Annotated in this window: 21 protein-coding genes and 1 pseudogene; 8 read left to right on the top strand and 14 right to left on the bottom strand. The window is 75.5% G+C overall.

The window, feature by feature from the left end; translation table 11 throughout:
- Positions 1-175: 175 nt before the first annotated feature.
- The 3 genes from ACLJT4_RS22550 to ACLJT4_RS22540 form a co-directional block, all read right to left on the bottom strand.
- A complete protein-coding gene (locus tag ACLJT4_RS22550; protein WP_411124529.1) occupies positions 176-1,450 on the bottom strand; it encodes an HRDC domain-containing protein in 1,275 nt (424 codons plus the stop codon).
- An 80-nt stretch (positions 1,451-1,530) separates the two neighbouring features.
- The gene (locus tag ACLJT4_RS22545; protein WP_016573641.1) at positions 1,531-2,193 is read right to left on the bottom strand and encodes a response regulator transcription factor; all 663 of its coding nucleotides are present in this window, start codon (positions 2,191-2,193) and stop codon (positions 1,531-1,533) included.
- 274 nt (positions 2,194-2,467) lie between these two features.
- Positions 2,468-3,124: a DUF3000 domain-containing protein gene (locus tag ACLJT4_RS22540; RefSeq protein WP_016576823.1), complete on the bottom strand. Its 657-nt coding sequence runs from the start codon at positions 3,122-3,124 to the stop codon at positions 2,468-2,470.
- Positions 3,125-3,226: 102 nt separating this feature from the next.
- On the opposite strand from ACLJT4_RS22540, the gene hemE reads away from it, so the two are divergent.
- A complete protein-coding gene (hemE, locus tag ACLJT4_RS22535) occupies positions 3,227-4,294 on the top strand; it encodes a uroporphyrinogen decarboxylase (protein ID WP_411124526.1) in 1,068 nt (355 codons plus the stop codon).
- 67 nt (positions 4,295-4,361) lie between these two features.
- Here hemE and ACLJT4_RS22530 read toward each other — a convergent pair whose 3' ends face one another.
- The 4 genes from ACLJT4_RS22530 to ACLJT4_RS22515 all read right to left on the bottom strand — a co-directional run bounded on the left by ACLJT4_RS22530 (position 4,362) and on the right by ACLJT4_RS22515 (position 9,876).
- Positions 4,362-5,762 carry an FAD-dependent oxidoreductase gene (locus tag ACLJT4_RS22530; RefSeq protein ID WP_411124524.1) on the bottom strand — a complete coding sequence of 467 codons (1,401 nt, stop codon included), beginning with the start codon at positions 5,760-5,762 and terminating at the stop codon, positions 4,362-4,364.
- Positions 5,763-5,894: 132 nt separating this feature from the next.
- Positions 5,895-7,352 carry an aldehyde dehydrogenase family protein gene (locus ACLJT4_RS22525; RefSeq protein ID WP_411124522.1) on the bottom strand — a complete coding sequence of 486 codons (1,458 nt, stop codon included), beginning with the start codon at positions 7,350-7,352 and terminating at the stop codon, positions 5,895-5,897.
- Positions 7,353-7,469: 117 nt separating this feature from the next.
- Positions 7,470-8,678, bottom strand: coding sequence for a thiolase family protein (locus tag ACLJT4_RS22520; protein WP_411124520.1), 1,209 nt, complete (start codon positions 8,676-8,678; stop codon positions 7,470-7,472).
- 136 nt (positions 8,679-8,814) lie between these two features.
- Complete coding sequence (locus ACLJT4_RS22515; RefSeq protein WP_411124518.1) at positions 8,815-9,876, bottom strand: DUF4349 domain-containing protein; 1,062 nt, start codon at positions 9,874-9,876, stop codon at positions 8,815-8,817.
- Between the two features lie 202 nt (positions 9,877-10,078).
- Between ACLJT4_RS22515 and hemG the strand changes: the two genes are divergently transcribed.
- Together hemG and hemQ are read left to right on the top strand one after the other, a co-directional pair.
- The gene (gene hemG / locus ACLJT4_RS22510; protein ID WP_411124516.1) at positions 10,079-11,545 is read left to right on the top strand and encodes a protoporphyrinogen oxidase; all 1,467 of its coding nucleotides are present in this window, start codon (positions 10,079-10,081) and stop codon (positions 11,543-11,545) included.
- Positions 11,546-11,547: 2 nt separating this feature from the next.
- The gene (gene hemQ / locus ACLJT4_RS22505; protein ID WP_411124514.1) at positions 11,548-12,285 is read left to right on the top strand and encodes a hydrogen peroxide-dependent heme synthase; all 738 of its coding nucleotides are present in this window, start codon (positions 11,548-11,550) and stop codon (positions 12,283-12,285) included.
- A gap of 83 nt (positions 12,286-12,368) precedes the next feature.
- Here the strand turns inward: hemQ and ACLJT4_RS22500 are convergent, their stop codons facing one another.
- The 6 genes and pseudogenes from ACLJT4_RS22500 to ACLJT4_RS22475 all read right to left on the bottom strand — a co-directional run bounded on the left by ACLJT4_RS22500 (position 12,369) and on the right by ACLJT4_RS22475 (position 19,261).
- On the bottom strand, positions 12,369-14,078 hold the full coding sequence (locus ACLJT4_RS22500; RefSeq protein ID WP_411124512.1) for an alpha/beta hydrolase: 1,710 nt from the start codon (positions 14,076-14,078) through the stop codon (positions 12,369-12,371).
- Between the two features lie 144 nt (positions 14,079-14,222).
- Positions 14,223-15,092 carry a TIGR04222 domain-containing membrane protein gene (locus ACLJT4_RS22495; protein ID WP_411124510.1) on the bottom strand — a complete coding sequence of 290 codons (870 nt, stop codon included), beginning with the start codon at positions 15,090-15,092 and terminating at the stop codon, positions 14,223-14,225.
- A 127-nt stretch (positions 15,093-15,219) separates the two neighbouring features.
- On the bottom strand, positions 15,220-16,221 hold the full coding sequence (locus ACLJT4_RS22490; protein ID WP_411124508.1) for a TIGR04222 domain-containing membrane protein: 1,002 nt from the start codon (positions 16,219-16,221) through the stop codon (positions 15,220-15,222).
- A gap of 9 nt (positions 16,222-16,230) precedes the next feature.
- A pseudogene (locus ACLJT4_RS22485) lies at positions 16,231-17,551 on the bottom strand (DUF692 domain-containing protein).
- 209 nt (positions 17,552-17,760) lie between these two features.
- Entirely contained in the window at positions 17,761-18,429 is a 669-nt protein-coding gene (locus tag ACLJT4_RS22480; RefSeq protein WP_411124506.1) for a LysE family translocator, read from the bottom strand.
- 67 nt (positions 18,430-18,496) lie between these two features.
- Positions 18,497-19,261 carry a peptidyl-tRNA hydrolase gene (locus tag ACLJT4_RS22475; protein WP_411124504.1) on the bottom strand — a complete coding sequence of 255 codons (765 nt, stop codon included), beginning with the start codon at positions 19,259-19,261 and terminating at the stop codon, positions 18,497-18,499.
- Positions 19,262-19,432: 171 nt separating this feature from the next.
- Here ACLJT4_RS22475 and ACLJT4_RS22470 point away from each other — a divergent pair, with 171 nt between their 5' ends.
- Genes ACLJT4_RS22470 through ACLJT4_RS22460 form a run of 3 tightly spaced genes read left to right on the top strand, consistent with a single transcriptional unit; the run spans position 19,433 to position 21,218 of the window.
- Positions 19,433-20,320, top strand: a complete 888-nt coding sequence (locus ACLJT4_RS22470; RefSeq protein WP_411124661.1) for an ATP-binding cassette domain-containing protein — start codon at positions 19,433-19,435, stop codon at positions 20,318-20,320.
- On the top strand, positions 20,317-20,997 hold the full coding sequence (locus tag ACLJT4_RS22465; protein ID WP_411124502.1) for an ABC transporter: 681 nt from the start codon (positions 20,317-20,319) through the stop codon (positions 20,995-20,997). The genes ACLJT4_RS22470 and ACLJT4_RS22465 overlap by 4 nt, the downstream gene beginning before the upstream one ends.
- A gap of 53 nt (positions 20,998-21,050) precedes the next feature.
- Entirely contained in the window at positions 21,051-21,218 is a 168-nt protein-coding gene (locus tag ACLJT4_RS22460; protein WP_411124500.1) for a hypothetical protein, read from the top strand.
- Positions 21,219-21,262: 44 nt separating this feature from the next.
- Here ACLJT4_RS22460 and zapE read toward each other — a convergent pair whose 3' ends face one another.
- A complete protein-coding gene (gene zapE / locus ACLJT4_RS22455) occupies positions 21,263-22,348 on the bottom strand; it encodes a cell division protein ZapE (protein WP_411124659.1) in 1,086 nt (361 codons plus the stop codon).
- Between the two features lie 103 nt (positions 22,349-22,451).
- On the opposite strand from zapE, the gene ACLJT4_RS22450 reads away from it, so the two are divergent.
- The gene (locus ACLJT4_RS22450; protein WP_411124498.1) at positions 22,452-23,297 is read left to right on the top strand and encodes a pyrimidine reductase family protein; all 846 of its coding nucleotides are present in this window, start codon (positions 22,452-22,454) and stop codon (positions 23,295-23,297) included.
- Between the two features lie 153 nt (positions 23,298-23,450).
- Positions 23,451-23,948 carry an indole-3-glycerol phosphate synthase gene (locus ACLJT4_RS22445; RefSeq protein ID WP_411124496.1) on the top strand — a complete coding sequence of 166 codons (498 nt, stop codon included), beginning with the start codon at positions 23,451-23,453 and terminating at the stop codon, positions 23,946-23,948.
- Positions 23,949-24,145 lie beyond the last annotated feature (197 nt).

The raw sequence follows: 24,145 nt of genomic DNA, 5'->3' as shown, positions 1-24,145 counted from the left end.
CACCCCCCTCGCCCGGAGCGGCGAACGTCACACCTCCCGGTGGCCGGAACCCGTCGGGAGGCGAGCGCGCCCGACGCCCCGGAGCGCGGCGCCGCGCCGGCCGCCGACGCCGACGGCCCCGGCCGCGCGGTGGATGCGCGGCCGGGGCCGTCGGTGGTGTCGGATCGGTCTTCGGTCAGGAGTCGTCGGCCTGAAGGGCCTCGGCGAGGAGCGGGGAGACCAGCTCGATCTGCCAGGGACGGGCGCCGTGTCCGGCGAGGACCTCGGCGACCGTCTCCGGGGTCGCACCGGCCGGCGGCTCCCAGCACACCCGGCGCACCGTGTCCGGGGTGATGAGGTTCTCCTGCGGGAGGTTCAGCTGCTCGGCGAGCGTGGTCACTGCCGTGCGGGCGGCCGACAGGCGGGCCGCCGCGGCCGGGTCCTTGTCGGCCCACGAACGGGGCGGCGGCGGGCCGTTCAGCGGCTGGCCGGGCTGCGGCAGCTCGCTGTCGGGCAGCGCCCGGGCGCGGTCGACGGCGGTCTGCCACTGCTCCAGCTGTCGCCGGCCCATCCGGTGCCCGAAGCCGGACAGGCCGGCCAGCGCGTGGGTGTTGGGCGGGAGTTGGAGGGCCGCCTCGATGATCGCGGCGTCGCCGAGCACCTTGCCGGGCGAGACGTCGCGCCGCTGGGCGACCTGGTCGCGCAGGGTCCACAGCTCCCGGACGACCGCCATCTGCCGGCGCCGGCGCACCTTGTGCATGCCGGACGTCCGGCGCCAGGGGTCCTTGCGGGGCGGTGCCGGGGGAGCGGCGGCGATGGCCGCGAACTCCTGTCGGGCCCACTCCAGCTTGCCCTGCCGGTCCAGCTCCTCCTCCAGGGCGTCGCGCAGGTCCACCAGCAACTCGACGTCGAGCGCGGCGTAGCGCAGCCACGGGTCGGGCAGCGGACGGGTGGACCAGTCGACGGCCGAGTGCCCCTTCTCCAGGGCGTAGCCGAGGACGTTCTCGACCATGGCGCCCAGGCCGACCCGGGCGAAACCGGCCAGCCGCCCGGCCAACTCGGTGTCGAACAGCTTGGTGGGGAGCATCCCTATGTCGCGCAGGCACGGGAGGTCCTGGGTCGCGGCGTGCAGCACCCACTCGGTGTCGCAGATCACGTCCCCCAGTGCGGCGAGGCTGGGGCAGCCGACCGGGTCGATCAACACGCTGCCGGCGCCCTCGCGGCGCAGCTGGACGAGGTAGGCGCGCTGGCCGTAGCGGTAGCCCGAGGCGCGCTCGGCGTCCACCGCGACCGGGCCGCGGCCCGCCGCGAAGGCGGCGACGACCTCGGCGAGTGCCTCACCGGTGGCGGTCACCGGGGGGATGCCCTCGCGCGGTTCCAGTAGGGGTACCGGCGCCGGTCGGGAATCCGGAGGCGATTCTCCGGGTGCTCGCAGTGTCGTGTCTGCTGCGGTCTTTTGGGCGTCGGTCACCAGTAAAGGGTATCTGTGGATGCGCGTCGCCCGTCGGGGGAATGTTCCCCCGACGGGCGGGACGGGTCGGAAAGTGGAGGTCAGTGGATGATTCCGGTGCGCAGGGCGACCGCCACCATCCCGGCTCGGTCGCCGGTGCCGAGCTTGCGCGCGATCCGGGCGAGGTGGCTCTTCACGGTCAGTGCCGACAGCCCCATCGAGACGCCGATGGCCTTGTTGGACTGGCCCTCCGCCACCAGCCGCAAGACCTCCACCTCGCGTCCGGACAGCTCGCGGTAACCGCCGGGGTGGCCCGGGGCGCCCGGCGGGCGGCGCTGCATGCGGGCCGCGTTGGCGCCGATCGGCGCGGCGCCCGGCCGGCCCGGCAGGCCCAGGTTGGTGCGGGTGCCGGTGACGACGTAGCCCTTGACGCCACCGGCCAGGGCGTTGCGGACGGCGCCGATGTCGTCGGCGGCGGAGAGGGCGAGGCCGTTCGGCCAGCCGGCCGCCCGGGTCTCGGACAGCAGGGTGAGGCCGGAACCGTCCGGCAGGTGGACGTCGGCCACGCAGATATCGCGTGGGTTGCCGACGCGGGGACGGGCCTCCGCGATGGACGACGCCTCGATCACGTCCCGCACGCCGAGGGCCCACAGATGGCGGGTGACGGTGGAGCGGACGCGGGGGTCGGCCACGACGACCATGGCGGTCGGCTTGTTCGGGCGGTAGGCGACCAGGCTCGAAGGCTGCTCAAGGAGAACTGACACCGGGCCTCCTGGGGAAGGGCGGGGACGGAAGCCGGCTGGGGAAAGCCGGAATGATCCGTGTTTGAAGGGTCACTGACCTCTTCGGCAGCAATCCGGCAGGACTTTAGAGTTTGATCACGATTTAGTTAGGGGCAATTCGGGCAAATCGGATGCGTGAGCGATCAAGGTGAGCACGGAGTGCACATCGAGGTGATCACAGGCGTACGGAAACGGCGAGGTGCCGCGTGCCCGGACGTTCCGGACACGCGGCACCTCGCCGTCTGGTGTCTGCCCCTCAGCGGGCCTGCGGACCGCGGCGCTGCGGCAGCGCCACCACCCCGCCGCGCGGCGCCGGGTCGAGCGGGGCCGGCGGCAGCCCCGCCACCTGGCACAGCAGGTCGCACCACGCCGAGAGGTGCGCCGCCAGGTCCGGCACCCCGCCGGGCCCCTCTGCCGGCGTCCACGACGCCCGGATCTCGATCTGGGTCGCCGGCTCCCGCGCCGCGAGCCCGCCGAAGTAGTGGGACCCGGCCCGGGTGACCGTCCCGCTGGGCGCGCCGTAACGGACCCCGCGCGCCTCCAGAGCGCCCGTCAGCCACGACCACGACACCTCGGGCAGCAGCGGGTCGGCGCCCATCTCCGGCTCCAGCTCCGCGCGGGCCAGCGTCACCACCCGGAACGTGCCCTGCCAGGTCTCGTCGCCGGCCGGCTGGTGCAGCACCACCAACCGGCCGTCCGCCAGGTCCCGGTCCTCGCCGTCCGGCCCCGCCCCGCGCTCGACCACCGCGGCCTCCAGCGCGTAGGCGTACGGGGCGAGGCGTTTCGGAGCGGGTGTCGGGTCGGTCTCGATCTCCGGCCGCAGCCGTGCCGCGCGGAGCGCCTCGACCGCCTGACGGAAGGGGATCGGGGTCTCGTCCGCGCTGTCCGCGAGGTGTTCTTGAGCCGCAGCCATGCCCGGAAGAGTAGGCGGAAGACGGCGCTCATATGTGGAGGACACCCAATGAGCGCGTCGCCCATTCGGAGGTGCCGCAGGCCGCGTGCGAAGATTTGCCGCGTGAGCGCCAACGATGCCCTTACGGGCCAGCAGCAGTCCGCGACGTACGACTCGGCCTTCCTCAAGGCGTGCCGGCGCGAGCCGGTGCCGCACACGCCGGTGTGGTTCATGCGCCAGGCCGGGCGTTCGCTCCCGGAGTACCGCAAGGTCCGCGAGGGCATCGCGATGCTCGACTCCTGCATGCGGCCCGAGCTGGTCACCGAGATCACGCTGCAGCCGGTGCGCCGGCACGGCGTGGACGCGGCGATCTACTTCAGCGACATCGTCGTCCCGCTGAAGGCCATCGGCGTCGACCTCGACATCAAGCCCGGCATCGGCCCGGTCGTGGAGAACCCCATCCGCAGCCGCGCCGACCTGGAGCGCCTGCGCCTGCTGGAGCCCGGTGACGTCTCCTACGTCACGGAGGCCATCGGCATGCTCACCCGCGAGCTGGGCGCCACCCCGCTCATCGGCTTCGCCGGTGCCCCCTTCACGCTCGCCAGCTACCTCGTCGAGGGCGGCCCGTCCCGCAACCACGAGCACACCAAGGCCCTGATGTACGGCGACCCGCAGCTGTGGGCCGACCTGCTCGACCGGCTCGCGGACATCACCGCCGCCTTCCTCAAGGTCCAGATCGAGGCCGGCGCCAGCGCGATCCAGCTCTTCGACTCCTGGGTCGGGGCGCTCTCCCCGGCCGACTACCGGCGCGCGGTGATGCCCGCCTCCGCCAAGGTCTTCGACGCGGTCGCCTCCTACGGCGTCCCGCGGATCCACTTCGGCGTCGGCACCGGCGAACTCCTCGGCCTGATGGGCGAGGCCGGCGCGGACGTGGTCGGCGTCGACTGGCGGGTCCCGCTGGACGAGGCGGCCCGCCGGGTCGGCCCCGGCAAGGCGCTCCAGGGCAACATCGACCCGGCCGTGCTCTTCGCCCCCCGCGAGGCCGTCGAGACCAAGGCCCGCGAGGTGCTCGACGCCGCCGCCGGCCTGCCCGGCCACGTCTTCAACCTCGGCCACGGCGTGCTGCCCGACACCGACCCCGAGTCGCTCACCCGCCTCGTCGAGTACGTCCACGCGCAGACCGCGCGCTGACCGAACTGGGGAAAACGGGGAAGGGGCCCGACCCACGGGCCCCTTCCGCGCTGCTCAGCCCCGTTCCTCAGCCCCGGTGCGGGCCCGCGGCCGCCCGCACCGCCGCGTCCGCCTTGCGGGCCGCCACCAGGACCGGGTCCCAGACCGGTGAGAACGGCGGGGCGTACCCCAGGTCCAGGGCGGTCATCTGCTCCACCGTCATCCCCGCGGTGAGCGCCACCGCGGCGACGTCCACCCGCTTGCCCGCGCCCTCCCGGCCGACGATCTGCACCCCCAGCAGCCGCCCCGTGCGGTGTTCGGCGAGCATCTTCACGTGCATCGGGCGGGCCCCGGGGTAGTAGCCGGCGCGGCTGGTCGATTCGATGGTGACGGTCACGAACCGCAGCCCCGCCGCCCGGGCCTGGTGCTCCAGCAGCCCGGTGCGGGCGATCTCCAGGTCGCAGACCTTGCTGACGGCCGTGCCGACGACCCCCGGGAACGTCGCGTAGCCGCCGGCCACGTTGGCGCCGATTACCTGACCGTGCTTGTTGGCGTGGGTGCCCAGGGCGACGTGCCGGTGCTCCCCGGTGATCAGGTCGCGCACCTCGACGCAGTCCCCGCCCGCCCAGACGTCCTCCCGGCCGGACACCCGCAGCGCCAGGTCGGTGCGCAGGCCCCCGGACGCGCCGAGCGGCAGTCCGGCCGCCTCGGCCAGCGCGGTCTCCGGGCGGACGCCCAGCCCCAGCACCACCACCTCCGCCGGGTACGCGGCGTCCTCGGTGACCACCGCGCGGGCCCGGCCCTCCGCCTCGTCGGTCAGCACCTCGGTGACCCGCGCACCGGTCACCACCTCGACGCCCATCCCGCACATCGCGGTGCGCACCAGCGCCCCCATGTCGGGGTCGAGGGTGGACATCGGCTGGGCGCTCTGCTCCAGGACCGTCACCTCGAAGCCGCGGTGGATGAGCGCCTCGGCCATCTCCACGCCGATGTAGCCGGCGCCGATGACCACCGCCCGCCGGCCCGGTGCGCCCTTCAGCCCGTTGAGCAGCGCCTGTCCGTCGTCCAGGGTCTGCACCCCGAAGACGCCCGGCGCGTCGATCCCCGGCAGCGGCGGGCGCAGCGGGCGCGCCCCGGTCGCCACCACCAGCTTGTCGAAGCCGGTCCACGCCTCCCGGCCGCCGTCCGCCAGGTCCCGGGTGCGTACCCGGGAGCGGTCCAGGTCGATCTCGGTGACCTCGGTGCGCAGTCGCAGGTCGATGTCCCGGGCCCGGTGCTCCTCGGGTGTCCGGGCGATCAGCGCCTCCGGACCGGTCACCTCGCCGCCCACCCAGTACGGGATGCCGCAGGCGGAGTACGAGGTGAAGTGGCCGCGTTCGAAGGCGGTGATGGCCAGCTCGTCGGGCCCCTTGTGCCGACGGGCCTGGGAGGCGGCGGCCATGCCTGCCGCGTCCCCGCCGATGACCACCAGCCGTTCCGGCGCCGTCATCGCCGTGTCCTTTCGTCGAGTTCGCGGGTCCCACGGGTGCGCGTCCCCCGGTCGCCGCTCAGATCTGCCCGGTTCTGACCGTTTCGATGCGTCGGGTGGGGCAGGTGGGAGCAGCGGGGACGTCGGGTGGGATCAGAAGGGGTAGGCGGCCGGGGTGGCGCGCACCGTCGTCCAGCGGGTCTCGGTGAACGCGTCGAGGTTGGCCTCGCCGCCGAAGCGGGAGCCCGTCCCGGAGTCGGCCAGTCCGCCGAAGGCGGCCACCGGCTCGTCGTTGACGGTCTGGTCGTTGACGTGCAGCAGGCCGGTGGGGATCCGCTCGGCCAGCTCCAGCGCCCGGGCCGCGTCGCGGGTGACGATGCCCAGCGCCAGCCCGTAGGAGGACTCGTTGGCCAGCGCCACCGCCTCGTCCGCGGTCCGGAAGGCGCGGACCGGGGCCACCGGGCCGAAGACCTCCCGGCCGTACGCGGGGCAGGCGCCGACCGAGCCCGGCCCGGTGGCGTCCGGATCCGCGTCGGCGAGGACGGTCGGCCGGTAGAACAGCTCCCGGTGGGTGCCGCCCGCGGCGATCCGCACGCCCGCCGCGGCGCTCTCCCGGACCAGCGCGTCGATCTTGCCGAGCTGGCCGCGGTCGATGACCGGACCGAGGTGGACCTGCTCGCGGAACGGGTCCCCGACGGCCAGCGCGTCCGCCTTCGCCGCCAGCCGCGCCACGTACTCGTCGTAGAGCGAGGCGTGGACGAGGTGCCGGCCCGCCGTCATGCACACCTGGCCCTGGTGGAAGAAGGACGCCCAGGCGGCGGTGGACATCGCGGCGTCCAGATCGGCGTCCTGGAGCACCAGGAACGCGCTGTTGCCGCCCAGTTCGAGGTGGGCCCGCTTGAGGTGCTGCGCGGCCAGGGCGCCGACGCTGCGGCCGGCCGCGGTCGAGCCGGTGAAGGAGACCACCCGCACCCGGGGGTCCTCGACCAGCGCCCGGCCGGCGTCCGCGCCCCCGGGCAGGACGTGCAGCAGCCCCGCCGGCAGACCGGCCTCGGCGAAGACCGCGGCGAGCACGTGCCCGCCGCACACCGCGGTCCGCGGGTCCGGCTTGAGGACCACGGCGTTGCCCAGCGCCAGCGCCGGCGCCACGGACCGGACCGCCAGCACCAGCGGGACGTTGAACGGTGCGATCACGCCGACCACGCCGGCCGGCACCCGGGTGGTGTACGACAGCCGCGGCGCTCCCGAGGGCAGCACCTGGCCGAGCGGGCGGTGGGCGAGCGCGGCGGCCTCGTAGCACTCCTCGGCGGCGGTGCGGATCTCGAACTCGGCCTTGCCGCGGATGCTGCCGGCCTCCCGCACGAGCCACTCGCCGATCTCCGCGGCGTGCTGATGGACGAGGTCGCCGGCCCGGCGCAGCACCGCGGCGCGCTCCGGGTACGGGCGGCGCGCCCAGTCCCGCTGCGCCGCGGCGGCCTCGGTCGCGGCCGTCGCGACGTCGGCCGGCGCGGCCAGGGTCAGCGTCGCCAGCCCCTCGCCCGTCGCGGGCTCCACCGCCTCGGCCGGACCGCCGTGCAGGGAGCGCCAGTCCTTGGGATCGAGCAGGGCCATCGCGCCAACCTCCAGGAGAGCGAGCACAGTTGATTGGTCAACGAGTGTGCCCCATGGGGCCGGCGCGCGCGGCCCGGCCGGCGATCCCGGCGCCGCCGGCCGGTACCAGGGCGTGTCCTAGCGCTCCAGCACCATCGCCAACCCCTGCCCGACGCCGATGCAGAGCGCCGCCAGCCCGGTGCCCGAGCCCTGCGCGGCGAGCTGGTGGGCCACCGCACCGGCCAGCCGGGCCCCGGAGGCACCCAGTGGATGGCCGATGGCGATGGCGCCGCCACGCGGATTGACGAGGGTGGGGTCGAGTTCCGGCCACTGGTCGACGCAGCCCAGCGCCTGGGCCGCGAACGCCTCGTTCAGCTCGCAGACCGCCAGGTCGCCGAAGTCCCGCCCGGCCCGTGCCAGCGCCCGCCGGACCGCCTCGACCGGGCCGAGCCCGAACAGCTGCGGCTCGATGCCGGTCACCGCGCTCGCCCGGATGCGGGCCAGTGGCTCCCGCCCGGTGGCCCGCAGGCCCTCCTCGCCGACCAGCAGCAGCGCGGCCGCGCCGTCGCTCAGCGGCGAGGAGTTCCCGGCGGTGACCGTGCCCCCTTCGGAGCGGAAGACCGGCGTCAGCTTGGAGAGCGCCTCCAGGGAGGAGTTCTCCCGCACCGTCTCGTCACGGGTGAGGTCGACCCCCGGCACCGGGACGACCTCCGCGTCGTAGCCGCCCGCCGCCCAGGCCCGGACCGCCTTCTGGTGGCTGGCCAGCGCGAACACGTCCTGCTGCTCGCGGGTGATGCCGTGCCGGTCGGCGATCAGCTCGGCGCCCTCGCCCAGCGACACCGTCCACTGCGGCGCCATCCGCGGATTGACCATCCGCCAACCCAGCGTCGAGGAGAACATCTCCTGGTGCCCCGCGGGGAAGGCCCGGTCCGGCTTGCGCAGCACGTACGGCGCCCGGCTCATCGACTCGACGCCGCCGGCCACCGCGATCTCCGCGTCGCCGTGCGCGATGGCCCGGGCCGCCTGGATGACCGCCTCCAGCCCCGAACCGCACAGGCGGTTGACGGTCACCCCGGGGACGCTGACCGGCAGCCCGGCCAGCAGCACCGCCATCCGCGCCACGTTGCGGTTGTCCTCGCCCGCGCCGTTGGCGTCGCCGAAGTAGACGTCGTCGATCCGCGCCGGATCCAACTCCGGGGTCCGGTCCACCAGGGCGCGCAGCACGTGGGCGGCCAGGTCGTCGGGGCGCACCGAGGCCAGTGCGCCGCCGTATTTGCCGACCGGTGTCCGCACCGCGTCGACGAGGTAGACGTCCCGCACGGCGTCCCGTACGTGTGGCTCGGTCATCAGGCTGTGTCCTCGCAGTCTTCGCAGTCTTGACTGTCTTCGCTGTCTTCGCTGTCCTCGAAGTACCGGCTCGGCGACCGGACGGTACGAAGATCGCCATCCGCCGTCCCGAGTCTTTGCCCGGTGCCGCCCGGTGTCAACGGGGCGACCGGCCAGCTTCACCGGACACGCCGGGCGCCTTGGGCGCATCGGGTGCGGTCGGGTCTGCGGTCGGGTCCGTGGTCCCCTCCTGCGTGGTCGGCTCGCAAGGGTCGGTGCCCGCCGTACCGTCCGCGCCGGGCGCCGCGATGTGCCGACCGCCGGACCGCCGCGCCGGCAGCCGGCCTCGGACCGCCCGCCACAGCCCGTACAGGGCCGCCGCGGCGGCAGCGAACGGCAGTGCAGCGGCGAGTGCCACCAGCACCCAGCGCGCCGCCGCCGTGAAGGCTCGCCAGGCGTCCGACAGTGCGTCCCGGAAGGTGCCGTCGTCCGGCGTCGGGTCGGAGGAGGCGCCGGGCTGCCGCAGCAGCAGCGTGACGGTGGCCGTGCCGGTGCGGTCCTTGAGGGACGTCTGCTGGGCCTCCAACGACTCCAAGTCCGCTTCCCGGGTGCTCAGCTGGGACTCCAGTGCGGCGATGTCGCTGATCGAGGAGGCCCGGTCCATCAGCGCCCGGATGCGCGCGACGCTCGCCCGCTGGGACTTCACCCGGCTGTCGACGTCCACCACCTGGTCGGTGACGTCCTGGGCGGAGACCTCGCGGGAGAGGACCTCACCCAGCCCGGACAGCCGGGCCAGCAGCGCGTCGTAGTGCTCCGGCGGAACCCGCAGCACGACCTTGGAGCGGTCCCGGCCGTCCGGGTCCCGGTCGGTGGTCTCGTCGGCCGGGTAGCCGCCCGCGTCCGCGACGGCTCCGCGCGCCCGGGCGAGCGCCCCGGGCACGTCCGCGGTCCGCACGGTCAGCGTCGCGGTCCGGACGACCTGCGTCCGCGCCGTCTTCAGTGCGGTGCCGGGTGCGGTGGCCCCGCCCGGCGTCCGGGCCGACGAACCCCCCTGGGTGCCGGACGGCTGCCGGGGCACCGTCGCGCCCGGCCCGGCCCGCTCCGCCGTGGCCACTGCGGAGCGGGACCCGTCGGCCGCTCCGCACCCGGCGGTCGCCAGCGCCACCGTCAGCAGCACCGCCGCCCCGGTCCCCCGTCGCCCTCGCGATCCCCACTCCACAGGCCGTTCCCCTTCCGCCTCGCGCGTGTTCGGCCGCCGGGCCGCGCGGCGCCCGCGCCCGGTCCGTGGCCGGAACGTGATGCCGGTTCGACGGGGCGCCCCGGGCGGGGGTTGCCGTTCCGAGGTGTCGAAGAGGACACGGTCCGGGACCCGGACCGGACCGGGAACCCGGCGCCCGGCGGCCCGCACCGGCTCTGAGAGAGTGGACGGCATGAGCACAGCGCACAGCGGAACGGGCCGGGCGCCCGGTCATGTCGTGGTCATCGGCGGCGGCATCGCGGGACTGACCGCCGCGCACCGGCTGCTGGCGGGCGGGGCCCGGGTGACCCTGCTGGAGGCGTCGGAGCGCCTGGGCGGCAAGCTGCTCGCCGGCGAGATCGCGGGCGTGCCGGTCGATCTCGGCGCCGAATCGATGCTGGCCAGGCGGCCGGAGGCGGTGGACCTGGCGCGGGCCGTGGGCCTGGGCGACCGGCTCCAGCCGCCCGGCACCGCCACGGCCTCGCTGTGGACCCGCGGCGCACTGCGCCCGATGCCCAAGGGACACGTGATGGGCGTCCCCGGCGACCTCGGCCCGCTCGCCGCCTCCGGCGTGCTCTCCCCCGAGGGCCTGGCGCGGCTCGAAGCGGACCGGACGCTGCCGACCACCGAGATCGGCACCGACGTCGGGGTCGGTGAGTACGTCGCGGCCCGACTCGGCCGGGAGGTCGTCGACCGGCTCGTCGAGCCGCTCCTCGGCGGGGTCTACGCGGGCGACGCGTACCGCATCTCGATGCGCGCCGCGGTCCCGCAACTGTTCGACGCGGCGCGGCGCGGCGGTTCGCTGATCGAGGGCGTCCGGGGCCTCCAGGACCGCGCCCAGGCCGCCGTCCCCGAGGGGATGGCCGCGATGGGCCCGGTCTTCATGGGCATCGCCGGCGGCATCGGGACGCTGCCGGGCGCGGTCGCCGAAGCGGTGCGCCGCTCCGGCGGCGAGATCCTGCTGCGCACGCCGGTGCGCGCACTGCACTGGAGCGCCGCGGACGGCTGGCGCGTCGAGGCCGGGGAGCGCACCCTCACCGCCGACGCGGTGGTCCTGGCCGCCCCCGCGACGGCCGCCGAACGGCTGCTCCGCGCCGGTTGCCCGGCCGCCGCCGACGAGCTGGCCGCCGTCGAGTACGCCTCGATGGCGCTGGTCACCATGGCCTTCCGGCGCGCCGACCTGACCACCGTGCCCAGCGGCAGCGGCTTCCTGGTGCCGCCGGTCGACGGCCACCGGATCAAGGCGTCGACCTTCGCCAGCCACAAGTGGAACTGGATCGCCGACGCGGACCCGGACCTCTTCGTGCTGCGCACCTCCCTCGGCCGCCACGGCGACGAGGCCGACCTGGGACGCGACGACGACGAACTGGTCGGCCTCTCCCTGGCGGACCTCGGCGAGGCGGTCGGGCTGGCCGCCCGGCCGGTGGCGTCCACGGTCACCCGCTGGGACGGCGGGCTGCCGCAGTACGCCGTCGGCCACGTGGACCGCACGGCCCGCATCCGGGCCGCGGTCGCCGGCCTGCCGGGCCCGCTGCGGGTCTGCGGCGCGCTCTACGACGGCGTCGGCATCCCCGCGTGCATCGGCTCCGCCGGCCGGGCCGCCGACGAGATCCTCGGGACCCTGGCGGCGGGCTCCGCCGGCGGCGAGTGAGAATGGACGACATGACAGACGCTTCCACCCCCGACTCCGCCAAGACTCCCAACGCCGGCAAGAAGGCCAAGGACCTCAACGAGGTCGTCCGCTACACCCTCTGGTCGGTCTTCAAGCTGCGCGACGTCCTGCCCGAGGACCGGTCCGGCTACGCCGACGAGGTCGAGGAGCTGTTCGCGCAGCTCGCCGCCAAGGACGTGGTGGTCCGCGGCACCTACGACCTCTCCGGTCTGCGCGCCGACGCCGACGTGATGATCTGGTGGCACTCGGAGAACTCCGACGACCTCCAGGAGGCGTACAACCGCTTCCGCCGCACCCGCCTGGGCCGCGCGCTGGAGCCCGTCTGGTCGAACATGGCGCTGCACCGCCCCGCCGAGTTCAACAAGTCGCACATCCCGGCCTTCCTGGCCGACGAGCACGCCCGCGACTACGTGAGCGTCTACCCGTTCGTGCGCTCCTACGACTGGTACCTCCTCCCCGACGAGGACCGCCGCCGGATGCTCGCCGACCACGGCAAGATGGCCCGCGGCTTCCCCGACGTCCGCGCCAACACCGTCGCGTCGTTCTCGCTCGGCGACTACGAGTGGATCCTCGCCTTCGAGGCCGACGAGCTGCACCGCATCGTGGACCTGATGCGCCACCTGCGCGCCTCCGAGGCGCGGCGCCACGTCCGCGAGGAGATCCCCTTCTACACCGGCCGCCGCAAGCCGGTCGCCGAACTGGTCGCCGGCCTGGCCTGACCGGCCGGCACCCCGGGCACACGAAGGACGGGCCGCCCCGTGCAGGGACGGCCCGTCCTTCGTGGACGCCGGGGACGGGGCGGCTACCGCCCCTTCACCGTCGGGATCAGCGACGGCCGGGCCCGCCGCAGCGGCTGCCCCGGCACCGGCTCGGCCCGCGGAGCGCAGTACACCCGGTGCCCGGGGACCTTCCCGCGCAGCAGGTACGCCTCGACGTGGGCGTTCACGCAGGCGTTGTCGCCGAGCGCGACGCCGTGGGTGCCCGCGCCCCGCTCGGTGACCAGTGACGAGCCGGGCAGCCGGCGCTGGAGCTCCAGCGCGCCCGGGTACGGCGTGGCCGCGTCCCGTTCGGCGGCCAGCAGCAGCACCGGCGGCAGCGCGCCGGGCTCGGTGCGGATGTTCAGCGGGCCGCGCTGGCCGCGCAGGGCGTCGTCCAGTTCGGTGGCGGTGGCGTTCCGGTAGGCGTCGGCCAGTTCGCCGCCGTTCGCCCCGCCCTTGGCCGCCCGGTCGGTGGCCGTGCGCAGCGCCTCCTCGGCGCCGTCCGCCGCCGACTCCCGGCGGTCCGGCCAGAAGGCGCAGGGCAGGTTCATCCAGACGTTGTCCCAGGTCTCGAACGGCGCGGTGCGGGCGAGGGAGGTGTTGTCCCGGTCCCAGGTTCGCCAGTCGCGCGGCCAGGCCGCGTCGTTGCACTCGACGGCGGTGTAGACGGCGTTGGCGTTCTCCTCGTCCTTGCCGTCGCCGGAGGGCATCGCCTGCGCGGCCAACGGCTTGGCGTCGCCGTGCAGGTACTTCGACAGGGCGTCCGCGCGCATCGACCAGAACGCGTCGTTGTAGCCGGTCTTGAGGAACGCCCCCTGCAACTGCGCCGGCCCGATCTTCCCGTTCAACGGGGTGCGCCGCAGCCGTGCCAGCGCGGTGTCGTAGGAGTGCTGCACGGCCTCCTGGCGGGTGCCCAAGTGGTAGGTGTCGTGGTGCTTGGCGACCCAGCGCAGCCAGTCGTGCCAGCGGCGTTCGAAGGCGAGGCTCTGGTCGAGGTTGTTGCGGTACCAGATCTGCCGGGGCTCCGGGTTGACCACGCTGTCGAAGATCATCCGACGCACGTGGCCGGGGAACAGCGTCGCGTAGACCGCCCCGAAGTACGTTCCGTAGGACGCGCCCATGAACGTCAGCTTCTTCTCGCCGAGCGCCGCCCGCAGCATGTCCAGGTCCCGGGCGTTGTTGATCGAGTTGTAGAACGGCAGGTCGGCGCCGGCCCGTTGGGCGCAGCCGCGGGCGTACGCCCTGGCCTCCGCGACCTTCCGCCGCTTGAAGGCGTCGCTGGGGTACCGCGCACTGTCCGTGGGGGCCTTCGCGAACTCCTGCGGGTCCTGGCACGACAGCGGGGCGCTGCGCCCCACTCCGCGCGGTGCGTAGCCGACGAAGTCGTAGGCGCGGGCGGTGCGCTGCCAGTGCGGCAGCGCGCCGTAGAGCGGGAACTGCATGCTGGACGCGCCGGGTCCGCCGGGGTTGAAGACCAGGGCGCCCTGTCGCGCGCCCGGCTCGGTGGCCCGGGCCCGGCTGACCGTCAACTTGATCTTCTTGCCGTTGGGGCGCGCGTAGTCGAGCGGGACGGTGAGGGTGCCGCATTCGACGGTGGGCGGCAGGTGCTCCACGGCCGCGCACCGGCCGAAGGCGAGGGGGTGGACGGGGGCGGGCGGCGCGGCCGGGTCCCGGACGGTGCCGCCGGCCGGTGGGGAGGCGAGGCCGGTCAGGACCAGCGACCCGAGGGCGCCGTACAACGCAAGTGCTCTCACGAGCCGTCCCTTCGTATGGTGCGCGGTGCGCGGTGCGGGGCTCCGAAGTGGGGCTCGCCCGCACGGGGCCGCACGGTGGGCATACAAAAGGGATAGTTGGGCCAATTGGTGGCGAAGTAAAGCACCCTACGGCGGTGTCGGACGCTATGCCCCGGAAGAGTGGAGCGCCGCGCGCAAACCGGGATCGGCGAGTGCGGTGGGCCCAAACAGCGCCAGTCCGGTCAGTCCGGTCGGCTCCGTCGGTCCGGTCGGCTCCGTCGGGCCGGTCGGCTCCGTCGGTTCGGTCGGTTCGGTCGGCGACGGGCCGGGACGCCGCGACGGTCCGCCGGGGTGCTCGTGCCGCAGCAGCGCCGAACCGGCCTCGGTCGCCCACGCGGTGTACGGGTGGGCCTCGACGCGGGCGACGGCCCAGGTGCCGAGGGTCAGCACCAGTGGGAACGCGAACCAGGCCAGCACCAGCCCGTCGACCTCGCCGGACGGCGCCGCCCAGTACGTGGCGCCGGCGGCCAGCAGCACCAGGAGGGCGGCGAACTGCACGTGGCGGACCGCGGTGCCGATCCCGGTGCGGACCGCGGCGGGGGCGGCCAGCCCGGCACGGACCAGCCGGTCGGCCAGCCCGCGGACCGCCTCGGCGCTCGTCAGCGCGCGCCGCACGGCCGGTATGCGGCGCTGTCCCTCCGGGCCTATCGCGCTCAGCGCGGCCCGCTCGACGGGGTCCTGACCGACCGGGTCCACGACGGTGGCCCAGCCGGTGTGGGCGAGGTGCAGCCGCCGCTGTTGGGCCATCAGGACCAGTACCACGTCGGCGAGTCGGTGCGGGCCGCCGGCGAGGTAGGCCGTCTCGTACAGGGTCAGACCGGCGTCGGCGCCGGTGTCATCGGCCCGCGCGTCGGCGTCCGCAGTCGCGTCCGCGCCGCGGTGCAGGGCCAGCCCGGCGGCCAGCGCCGTGCGGCAGACCCGGACGCAGGAGACGACCGCGACGACCCAGGCGAGCAGGAGGAAGAGGAGCCACATGGCGGAGGTTCTACGGGACGGCGGCCCCTGCCGCCAAGGAGTTTCTCGCAGCGCGGACGGATGGCCGAGATGCGTCGGTGCAGGCCGAACCGCCCGCACCGGCCCGGAACTTCGGGCCGGCGCCCCGTCACCCGCCGCCGCAGCCGCCCCCGCCGCACCCTCCGCCGCCGCATCCGGAGCCGCCCCCGCACCCCGAACTCCCACCGCACGACGACCCGCCGCCGCACGAGGACGCACCGCAGCCGGACCCCCCGCCGCCGTCCGAGGACCCACCACACCACGCCGGGGCCCCGCCGGAACCGCCGGAGTCACCGGCCGCGGACGACGCGCCGCCCGACGACCCCGCCACCGCCGCCTTCGCCTGCCCGAAGTGGTCCCGCAGCACCTCGTCGGTGAGCACCGCGGCACCGCCCAGCGCCACCGCCAACCCCGCGACCCGCCAGGCCGCCTCGGCGTCCCGGAACCCGGCGGGTGTCCTGGCCCGGGGGCGGGCCGCGGCGAGCGCGGACCTGCCCGCCCGGGTGATCCGCCGGCCGAACGACCGCCGGCACACCAGGCCGACCACCAACCCGACGGCCACCGCCGGAACGATCCGGAGCACCACCGGCGGCGCCCACGGACCCCCGCCGTCGCGGACGCCGAGGAAGGACAGCAGCATCGCGACGCAGAACAGGGCGCCGCACGCCTTCACCTGGAGGCCCGCCCACCGCCGCCAGCCCCGGGTGGCGCGCGGGGCCCGCAGCAAGCCCCGGGCCGCCAGCCGGTCGCCGACGTCCTGCACGGCCGGGCTGCGCATCACCCGCTCCCGGACGGTGGTCAGCGCCCCGCCCGGGGTGGCGGCGACCGCTTCCAGCACCGCCGCCTCGACCGGGTCGTGCGCGGCGGCCCGCCGCACCGTCACCAGGCCCGGGCCGCCGACCGCCAGCCGCCCGTCCTCGTGCATCACCGCGAGCACGGTCTCGGCCACCCGCGCCGGCCCACCGGCCAGGAACGCGAGCTCGCGGACGTCGTGGGTCGGCGAGTCGACCAGCCGGGCCTTCGGCGTCCGCAACCGGACCAGCAGCGCGCCGAAGACCAGTGCCGCCGACGACAGGCCGAGCCCCAGATACACCCCTTGTGTGAAGGACACGACGTCGCCTCACCCGCGCCGCAGGGCGCGCCGCAGGGTCCGGACCCGGCGGGCGGCGGCCCGCGCGAGCCGGGGCACGGGGTGCCCGGACGGCGGTCGCGGCCCGGCCCGGTCGCGCCACCAGTCGGTCAGCCGCTGCCGCGCCACCGGGTCCTCGGGCGCGCCCTGGGCGAGCAGGAACGCGGCGAAGTCCAGGGCGTCCTGGCGGTAGCCGCCGTGCATCGGGCGGTCCTGGGCGTAGCGGAGGAAGGCCGCCCGGTAGCCGTCGCCGAGGAACTCCGGCAGCTCGGGCGCGACCTTGGCCACCACCGACGCCCGCTTGGCGGCCAGCGCCCGGCCCTGCACCCGCAGCCGCGCCCGGTCGAACCCCTCCGGCGCCGGCGTCCCGGCCACCAGTGCCGACAGCAGCGCGGCCTGCGCCAGGGCCAGCCGCTCGCGAGCCGCAGCGGTGTCCGCCGGCGGACGCTCGGCCCCCGTCCCCGTCGTCTCCTCAGGCCGCCGGGACACGACGGGCCCCCTCCACCACGGCGCGGATCGCGTCGAGTTCGGCGGCCAGCGCCCCGCCCTCGGGGAAGTCGTCGTCCCGCTCCAGCAGCACGCCGGGCGGATCGATGCGCGCGCACAGCTCCGCGAGGACGTCCAGGACCGGCTGGGTCACCGGGTGGGCGTGGCTGTCGTGCCACACCCCGTCGCGCTCGACGCCGCCCGCGACGTGGACGTAGGCGATCGCCTCGACCGGCAGTTCGTCGAGGGCCGCGGCCGGGTCCTCGCCGCGGTTGACGTGGTTGGTGTGGAGGTTGGCGACGTCGATGAGCAGGCGCACTCCGGTGCGCTCGACCAGCTCCGCCAGGAATCGCCCCTCGGTCAGCTCCTCGTCGGGCCAGGCGAACAGCGCGGCGATGTTCTCCAGGGCCAGCGGCACCGGGAGCGCGTCCTGGGCGATCCGGACGTTCTCGCACAGCACGTCGAGGGCGTCCCGGGTGCGTGGCACGGGCAGCAGGTGCCCGGCCTCCAGCATCGGCGACGCGGTCAGCGGGCCGCCGGCCCGGACGAACGCGAGGTGCTCGGTGACCAACGGGGCGTCCAGCGCGGTGGCCCGCTCGGCGAGGGCGGCCAACCGATCGGCGTCCGGCCGGTCCGCGCCGCCGAGCCCGAGCGACACCCCGTGCGGGACCACCGTGGTGCCGCGCTCGCGCAACTCCCGCAGGGCGTCCGGGAGATGGCCGGGACAGACGTTCTCGGCGACCACCTCCACCCAGTCCACCCCGGGCAGTGCGGCGATCTCCGCGGCGATCTCCGGCCGCCAGCCGATTCCCGTCCCCAAGCGCACGGCTCCCCCTTCTCGTCCCCTGGTCGGGGTACTCCTCACCACGCGCGGGCCGGCTAACCGCACGGCCGAGCGGTTCAGAGGTTGATTTGAGCTTGGCCCAGTACGGGCCGGACGGCACCCGTCCCGTCCCTCCTGGTCCGTTCGTCAGCAAGCAAGCAAGCAAGCAAGTCGGCAAGTCGGCAAGCCAGCCGGTCCCGGGCGGGCGCCGCTCAGTTGGCGGCCTCGAACCCGACCGCAGCGCCGAGCGCCACCAACACCCCGCCGGTGGCCTGGTCCAGCCGCCGTCGCACCCGTGGGCGCTGCAGCACCGCCCGCGCCCGGTGCACCGCCAGGGTCACCCCGCCCAGCCACAGCACGCCCAGCACCGCGTGCACGGTCACCAGCAGCATCGTGGTGGCGACCACCGGCGCGCCGTGCGGGATGAACTGCGGCAGCAGGGACAGGTAGACCACGCCCACCTTGGGGTTGAGGACGTTCGTCAGCAGGCCGCCGCGGAACGCCCGCCACGGGCCGCCCGGGACCGCGGGTGCCCCGCCGTCCCCCGGTGCGTCCGCAGCGTCCGGTGCCGGCGCGGCCCCGTCCGTGCGGCGCCGGGCCCGGGCACTGCGCAACGCCTGCACCCCGAGCCACACCAGATACAGCGCACCGGCGATCCGCAGCGCGTCGTACGCCGCCTTCGAGGCGGCGAGCATCGCGGTCAGCCCCACCGCCCCGGCCAACCCCCACACGAAGCAGCCGGCGGCGACACCGAGCGCGGCGCACAGCGCGGCCCGGCGACCCGAGCCGAGCGCGGTCCGCAGGACCACCGCGAAGTCGGGGCCGGGGGAGACGGTCAGCAGCGCGGCGACCACGGTGAAGCCGATGAGCGAGGTCAACATGGGCACACGGTATGTCCCGACCGGCACCCGACCGCCGGCGGGGGAGCGGCACCCCGCCCCGCCCCCCTCAGCGGTGCGCCGGCAGCGCCGTACCGCGCAGCGCCGGGTGGTCGGCGACCACGGTGCACGAGCCCGGCGCGATCTCCGTGAAGCCGGCGTCCCGCACCACGGGCAGCCCGCGGTCGGTGAGCCCCGCCCACGCGGCGGGTGCCGCGGTCCGCACGGCCAGCGGGAAACCCGCCGCGCGCCATGCCTCCCGGTCCGCCGCGGACAGCGCCCACCACGCCAGTTGCGCACCGTGCCCGGCCTGCGCCATCGCCTTGCCCGCCGACATCTGAAGCGCCGGATTGAGCCACAGCACCGGGGCGCCGGCCGCCGGCTCCCCGGGGGCCTGCGGATCGGCCAGCTCGGTCCCGGAGACCTGGAGCCGCGCCAGGTCCTTCGGCCAGCCGTCCAGCGGCACCGGCGGGAAGACCCGCACCTCGGCCTCCCGGCCGCTGACCGTGATGCCGGGCAGGGCCGCGGCCCGCCGCCACTCCGCACCGCGCGCCCGCCGCACCACCTTGCGTATCCGGGAGTCCTGCCAGTCGTGCACCACCTGGGCCCACTCGCCCGACCCGAGGGCCCGCTCGTCCGCGAGTAGCACCAGCACGGCCCGTGCGGCGGCCTCCAGCGCGTCCGTCCGCTCGGGCGGGGCGTCGCGCTCCAGGCGCACCACGAGCGGCAGCACGTACTCCGGCGCGCTCTCCTCGGGGCGGTCCGGCCGCGGGGCGTCGGTCTGGTGGGGTTCGTGGTGCGCGCCGGCCTGGCCGGCGGTCTCGGTCGTGGTCACGTGCTTCAGTCTGCCAGCCGCCACTGACAGTGCCCGGCGACCGCCCGCGGTCGCGGAATCCGCTCCCGGCACCGCACAGCGCCGCCTCCGCGACTACCGTCGGCGAGGGCCGGGGGAAGCGGCGGGGGAGCGGGGGAGGTGCGGTCGATGCCGTGGCAGACGGGGCAGCGGATGCGGCTGGACGGGGTGGGGCGACGCTACGGGCTGCGCGGGCCCTGGGTGCTGCGCGAGGTGCGGCTCGACGTGCCGGCGGGCGCGCTGCTGCGCGTCGAGGGCGTCAACGGCAGCGGGAAGTCGACCCTGTTGCGGCTGCTCGCGGGCCTCGACCGGCCCACGGTCGGCCGGATCACCGGGCGCCCGCGCACCGCCTACGTCCCCGAGCGGTTCCCGGCGGCCCTGCCGTTCACCGCCGCCGGCTACCTCACCCACCTCGGCCGGGTCCACGGGCTGCGCACCGCGGAGGCGACCGGCCGGGCCGCCGAGTGGCTGGCCCGTTTCGGCGCCGCCGGGCACGCCCGGACCCCGATGGCCGAACTGTCCAAGGGGACGAGCCAGAAGGTCGCCGTCGCCCAAGCCCTGCTCGCCGACCCCGAGCTCCTCGTCCTGGACGAGGCGTGGACGGGCCTGGACCCGGCGGCCCGGGACGTCCTGGACCGCGCGGTCGCCGAACGGGTCGCCGCCGGCGGCACCGTCGTCTTCGTCGACCACGACCCGCGCCGACTGGCCGGGGCCGCGGACGGCCGCTTCCGCATCGCGGACGCACGGCTGCGGTCCCAGGCTCCCGTTGTGGCCGCCGACGCGCCCCGGGAGGCAGGGCCGCGGACCGTCATCGAGGCGGAGGGCCCGCCGGGCGCCGCGCCGCCGACCGACCTCCCCGGCGCCCCGGACCTGGCGCCCGGCCCGGGCGGCGCCCTCCGGCTGACCGTCCCGGCCGCCCACTCCGACGCCCTGCTGCGCACCCTGCTGACCGCGCGTCCGCCCTGGCACATCCGTGCGGTCACCGCCGTCCAGGAGTCGGGCCCCCACGCCGCCGTCCCCGGAGGGAACCCCCGCCCATGACCGCCCCGTTGACCGCCCTGGTCCGCTACCAGGCGGCGCTGCTCGCCGGGTCCTACCGCTGGTTGCCGCCGCTCCTGGTCCACGCGGCGTTCCTGGCCGTCGGCATCCAGACCGGCGGCCCGATCCTGGACGCCTACGGCTACGCCGCCGGCGGACTGCTGCCCGTCACCGTCTGGCTGACCCGGATCTGCGTCACCAACGAGCCGCCCGCCGCCCGCAGTTGCGTCGCGGCCGCCACCGGCCCCGGCCAGGCGCACCTGGCCGCCCTGCTGGCCGCGGCCGGCGCCGCACTGCTCCTCGCGCTCGTGGGCACCGCCTTCGTGGCGCTGCTCTCCGATCCGGACTCCACCGGTCACCGGGTCGCCGTGCCGGTGCTGCCCGCGACGGTCGCCGGGTTGTGCACGGCGCTGGTCTGCGTGGTGCTGGGCACCGCGATCGGTGCGCTGTGTTCCCGGCCCGTGCTGCTGCGCCCCGGTTGGGGCGTCCCGACCGGGTTGATCGCGGCGCTGCTCGTGCTCGTCCTGGGCGCGTCGCCCGCCAACGCCGCACTGACCGGCATGATCACCGGCTCCGAGCGCGGCACCGTCACCGTGCCGTGGCTGCCGCTCGCCGCCGCGCTGCTGCTCGCCTCGGGTGCCGCGGCCGCGGCCTGCGCCCTGGCCGGACGCCGCGGCTGACCGGTGCGCTCCGGCCGGTCCGGGGCTCGGGGCCGCGGCGTAGGGTCGGGCGCATGCCGCACCCCGAGCCGCACCCCGTGTCCGAGCCGTCCGACCAAGGTCCGGCGGCGGCCGACCCCGCCGCGGGGGCGCCGCCCGCCGACTGCGTCGAGTGCGGCAAGCCGACCGCCTACCCGGCAACCACCCCCGGCATCGTCCGCTGCCCGGTCTGCGAGTGGTAGGAGGCCCAGCGCACGGCCTGCTCGGGCTGACCGCCCGGCGACGCCTATCCGACCAGCGTCTTGGCGTCCCGGGCCAGCGCGGTCAGACGGGAGATGGCGCGGAAGTACTTCTTGCGGTAGCCGCCGCGCAGCATCTCGTCGCTGAACAGCGCGTCGAAGGGCTTACCGGAGGCCAGCACCGGCACCTCCCGGTCGTAGAGCCGGTCGGCGAGCACCACCAGGCGCAGCGCGGTCGACTGGTCCGGCACCGCCTGGACGTCGGTGAGGCAGACCGCCGTGATGCCGTCGCACATCGCGCCGTACCGGCTGGGGTGCACCTTCGACAGGTGGTCCAGCAGGGTCGGGAAGTCGTCGAGCGAGGCGCCGGGGGTGCGGTCCGCCGCGCGGCGGACCGTCTCGTCGTCGAACGGGGCGGGCGCCTCGGGCAGGCCGCGGTGGCGGTAGTCCTCGCCGTCGATGCGCAGGGCGCGGAAGTGGGCGCTCAGGCCCTGGATCTCGCGCAGGAAGTCGGCGGCCGCGAACCGGCCCTCGCCGAGCTTGCCGGGCAGCGTGTTGGAGGTGGCGGCCAGCGCGACGCCGGCCTCCACCAGCTTGCCGAGCAGGCTGGAGACCAGCACCGTGTCGCCGGGGTCGTCCAGCTCGAACTCGTCGATGCACAGCAGGCGGTGTTCGCTGAGCGTGCGCACGGTCTGCTGGAAGCCGAGCGCGCCGACCAGGTTGGTCAGCTCGACGAAGGTGCCGAACGCCTTGAGCTCGGGGGCCGCGGGGGTCGCGTGCCACAGGGAGGCGAGCAGGTGGGTCTTGCCGACGCCGTAGCCGCCGTCCAGGTAGACCCCGCGCGGGCCCTTGGGGGCGGCGGGCTTCTTCGGTGCGCGGGAGAACCAGCGCCGCTTCCCGCCGGCGTCCCCGTCCGCCGCGCCGGTGCCCGCGGCGAAGGCCCGCAGGACCTCCACGGCGGCGGCCTGGCTGGGCTGTCCCGGGTCCGGGAGGTAGGTGTCGAAGCGGGCGCCCTGGAAGCGCGGCGGCGGCACCATCTCGGCGACCAGGCGGTCGGCCGGGACGTGCGGTGCGCGGGAGGCGAGCGCGGTGGGGCCCGCGGTGCCGTCCCCCGAGGCCGGGGACGCGACTATCGGGGAGGGAGCGGAGGAGGACTGGGAAGGTGACACAGCTGTCCAGCCTAGTCGCTGTGACGCACCACCCGACCCGCTGAGCGAGGCATGTCACACTGCGCCCATGCGACGCCTGTTCCCCCTCCCCGCCCCGCCCGCACCGGCCCCGGACGCCCTCGTGGACGTCCCGGAGGGCGCCGACCGGACCGCCGGTCCCGACGGGGTCACCGACCGCGAGTGGACGCTCGACGAGCTGGCCGCGGCCTACGCGTACCCGGCGGCGGACGACCCGGTGCGGTCCGCGCGCCCCGGATGGCTGCGCGCCAACATGGTGTCCTCCCTGGACGGCGCGGCGCACCACGAGGGCCGGTCGCAACCGCTCTCCGGGGACGCCGACATGCGGATCTTCGGGGTGCTGCGGGCGCTCGCGGACGCGGTCGTGGTGGGCGCGGAGACGGTCCGGCGGGAGGGCTACCGGCCGGCCCGCGCCCGGGCCGCGTTCGCTGAGCGGCGGGCCGCCGCGGGGCAGGGGCCGGCCCCTGCCATCGCCGTGGTGACCGCCGGCCTGGACCTGGATTTCTCCCTGCCGCTGTTCACCGAGCCGCTGGTGCCCACCCTGGTGCTGACCGGTGCGGGTGCCCCCGAGGACCGGGTGCGGGCGGCCCGCGCCGCGGGCGTCGAGGTGCTCTTCGCCGGCGAGGGGCGGGGCGTCGATCCGGCGCGGGTGGCGGCGGCCCTGGCCGAACGGGGGCACACCCGGCTGCTCAGTGAGGGCGGACCGCGGCTGTTGGGGCAGTTCGCGGCGGCCGGGGCGCTGGACGAGATGTGCCTCTCGCTGGCCCCGGTGGTGGCGGTCGGCGACGCTCAGCGGATCATGGACGGGCCGGCCGTCGCGGTCCCCGAGCGGTTCGGGCTGGTGTCCGTCCTGGAGGAGTCCGGGTTCCTGTTCACCCGTTACCGCCGCTTCTGACGGCGCTGCCGGTCCGCAAAAGAGCGGAATTATCTGTTCCGCTTAGCTTCTGTTGGGCACACTAAAAGCCGACAGGTCCCGTGTGGCGACGGGGCAGGATGGTTTCTGTGGGCACCGTGGCAGACGGTGCAGAAGATGAGAAGGGCGTCCGTCGTGTTCACGAGCGTATTGATGATCGAGAAGCCTCTGACGCCCGCCGACGTGGAGTTCGTCACGACCCTGCACGGTGACGATCCGGTGTCCTTCGTGGTCCTCATGCAGCCGCGCGGCAAGCAGGACGTGCTGTTGCGGGCCATCGACGACGTCGCGCTCGGCGAGTTCGAGGACGCCGTGCGGGAGGGCGAGGAGCCCGGTGGGGCGCGCGCCGTGGTCCCCGCCGAGCAGGGGCTGGGCCACACCTTGGAGGCGCTGCGCGCGGCCGGCTCCGAGGCGGTCGGCCAGGTGGTCGACGACCATCCGCTGGACCTGCTGAAGTCGGTCATCGACGAGACCGGTGCGGACGAGGTGATCGTGCTGACCGCCCCGCACTTCGTCGAGGAGTTCTTCCACCGCGACTGGGCTTCCCGGGCCCGCCACAAGGTCGGCGTCCCGGTCCTCAAGCTCTTCTCGCACGCCGCCGACGACCAACCCCAGGAGTCCGGCGGCGCCTGAACCGGGACCGTCACGGCCGGTTCCGGCCCGTTCGTCAATCCCACGCCGGCGCGCCACTCGAACGGGGTAGCTGTAGCCCGCCACGGTCCCGGTTCGATGCGTTCCTGGTCAGGAGGGGTGGCCCGCGGCACGGGCCACCCCGCCGGCCGAGCGACGGCGGCGACGCACCCGACGCCGCCGAGGACATCGAGGACCGA

This window comes from Streptomyces sp. x-19, from assembly GCF_046549115.1.
Classification (GTDB): Bacteria; Actinomycetota; Actinomycetes; order Streptomycetales; family Streptomycetaceae; genus Streptomyces; species Streptomyces albulus_C.
This window is presented reverse-complemented; position numbering and strand designations above follow the sequence as displayed.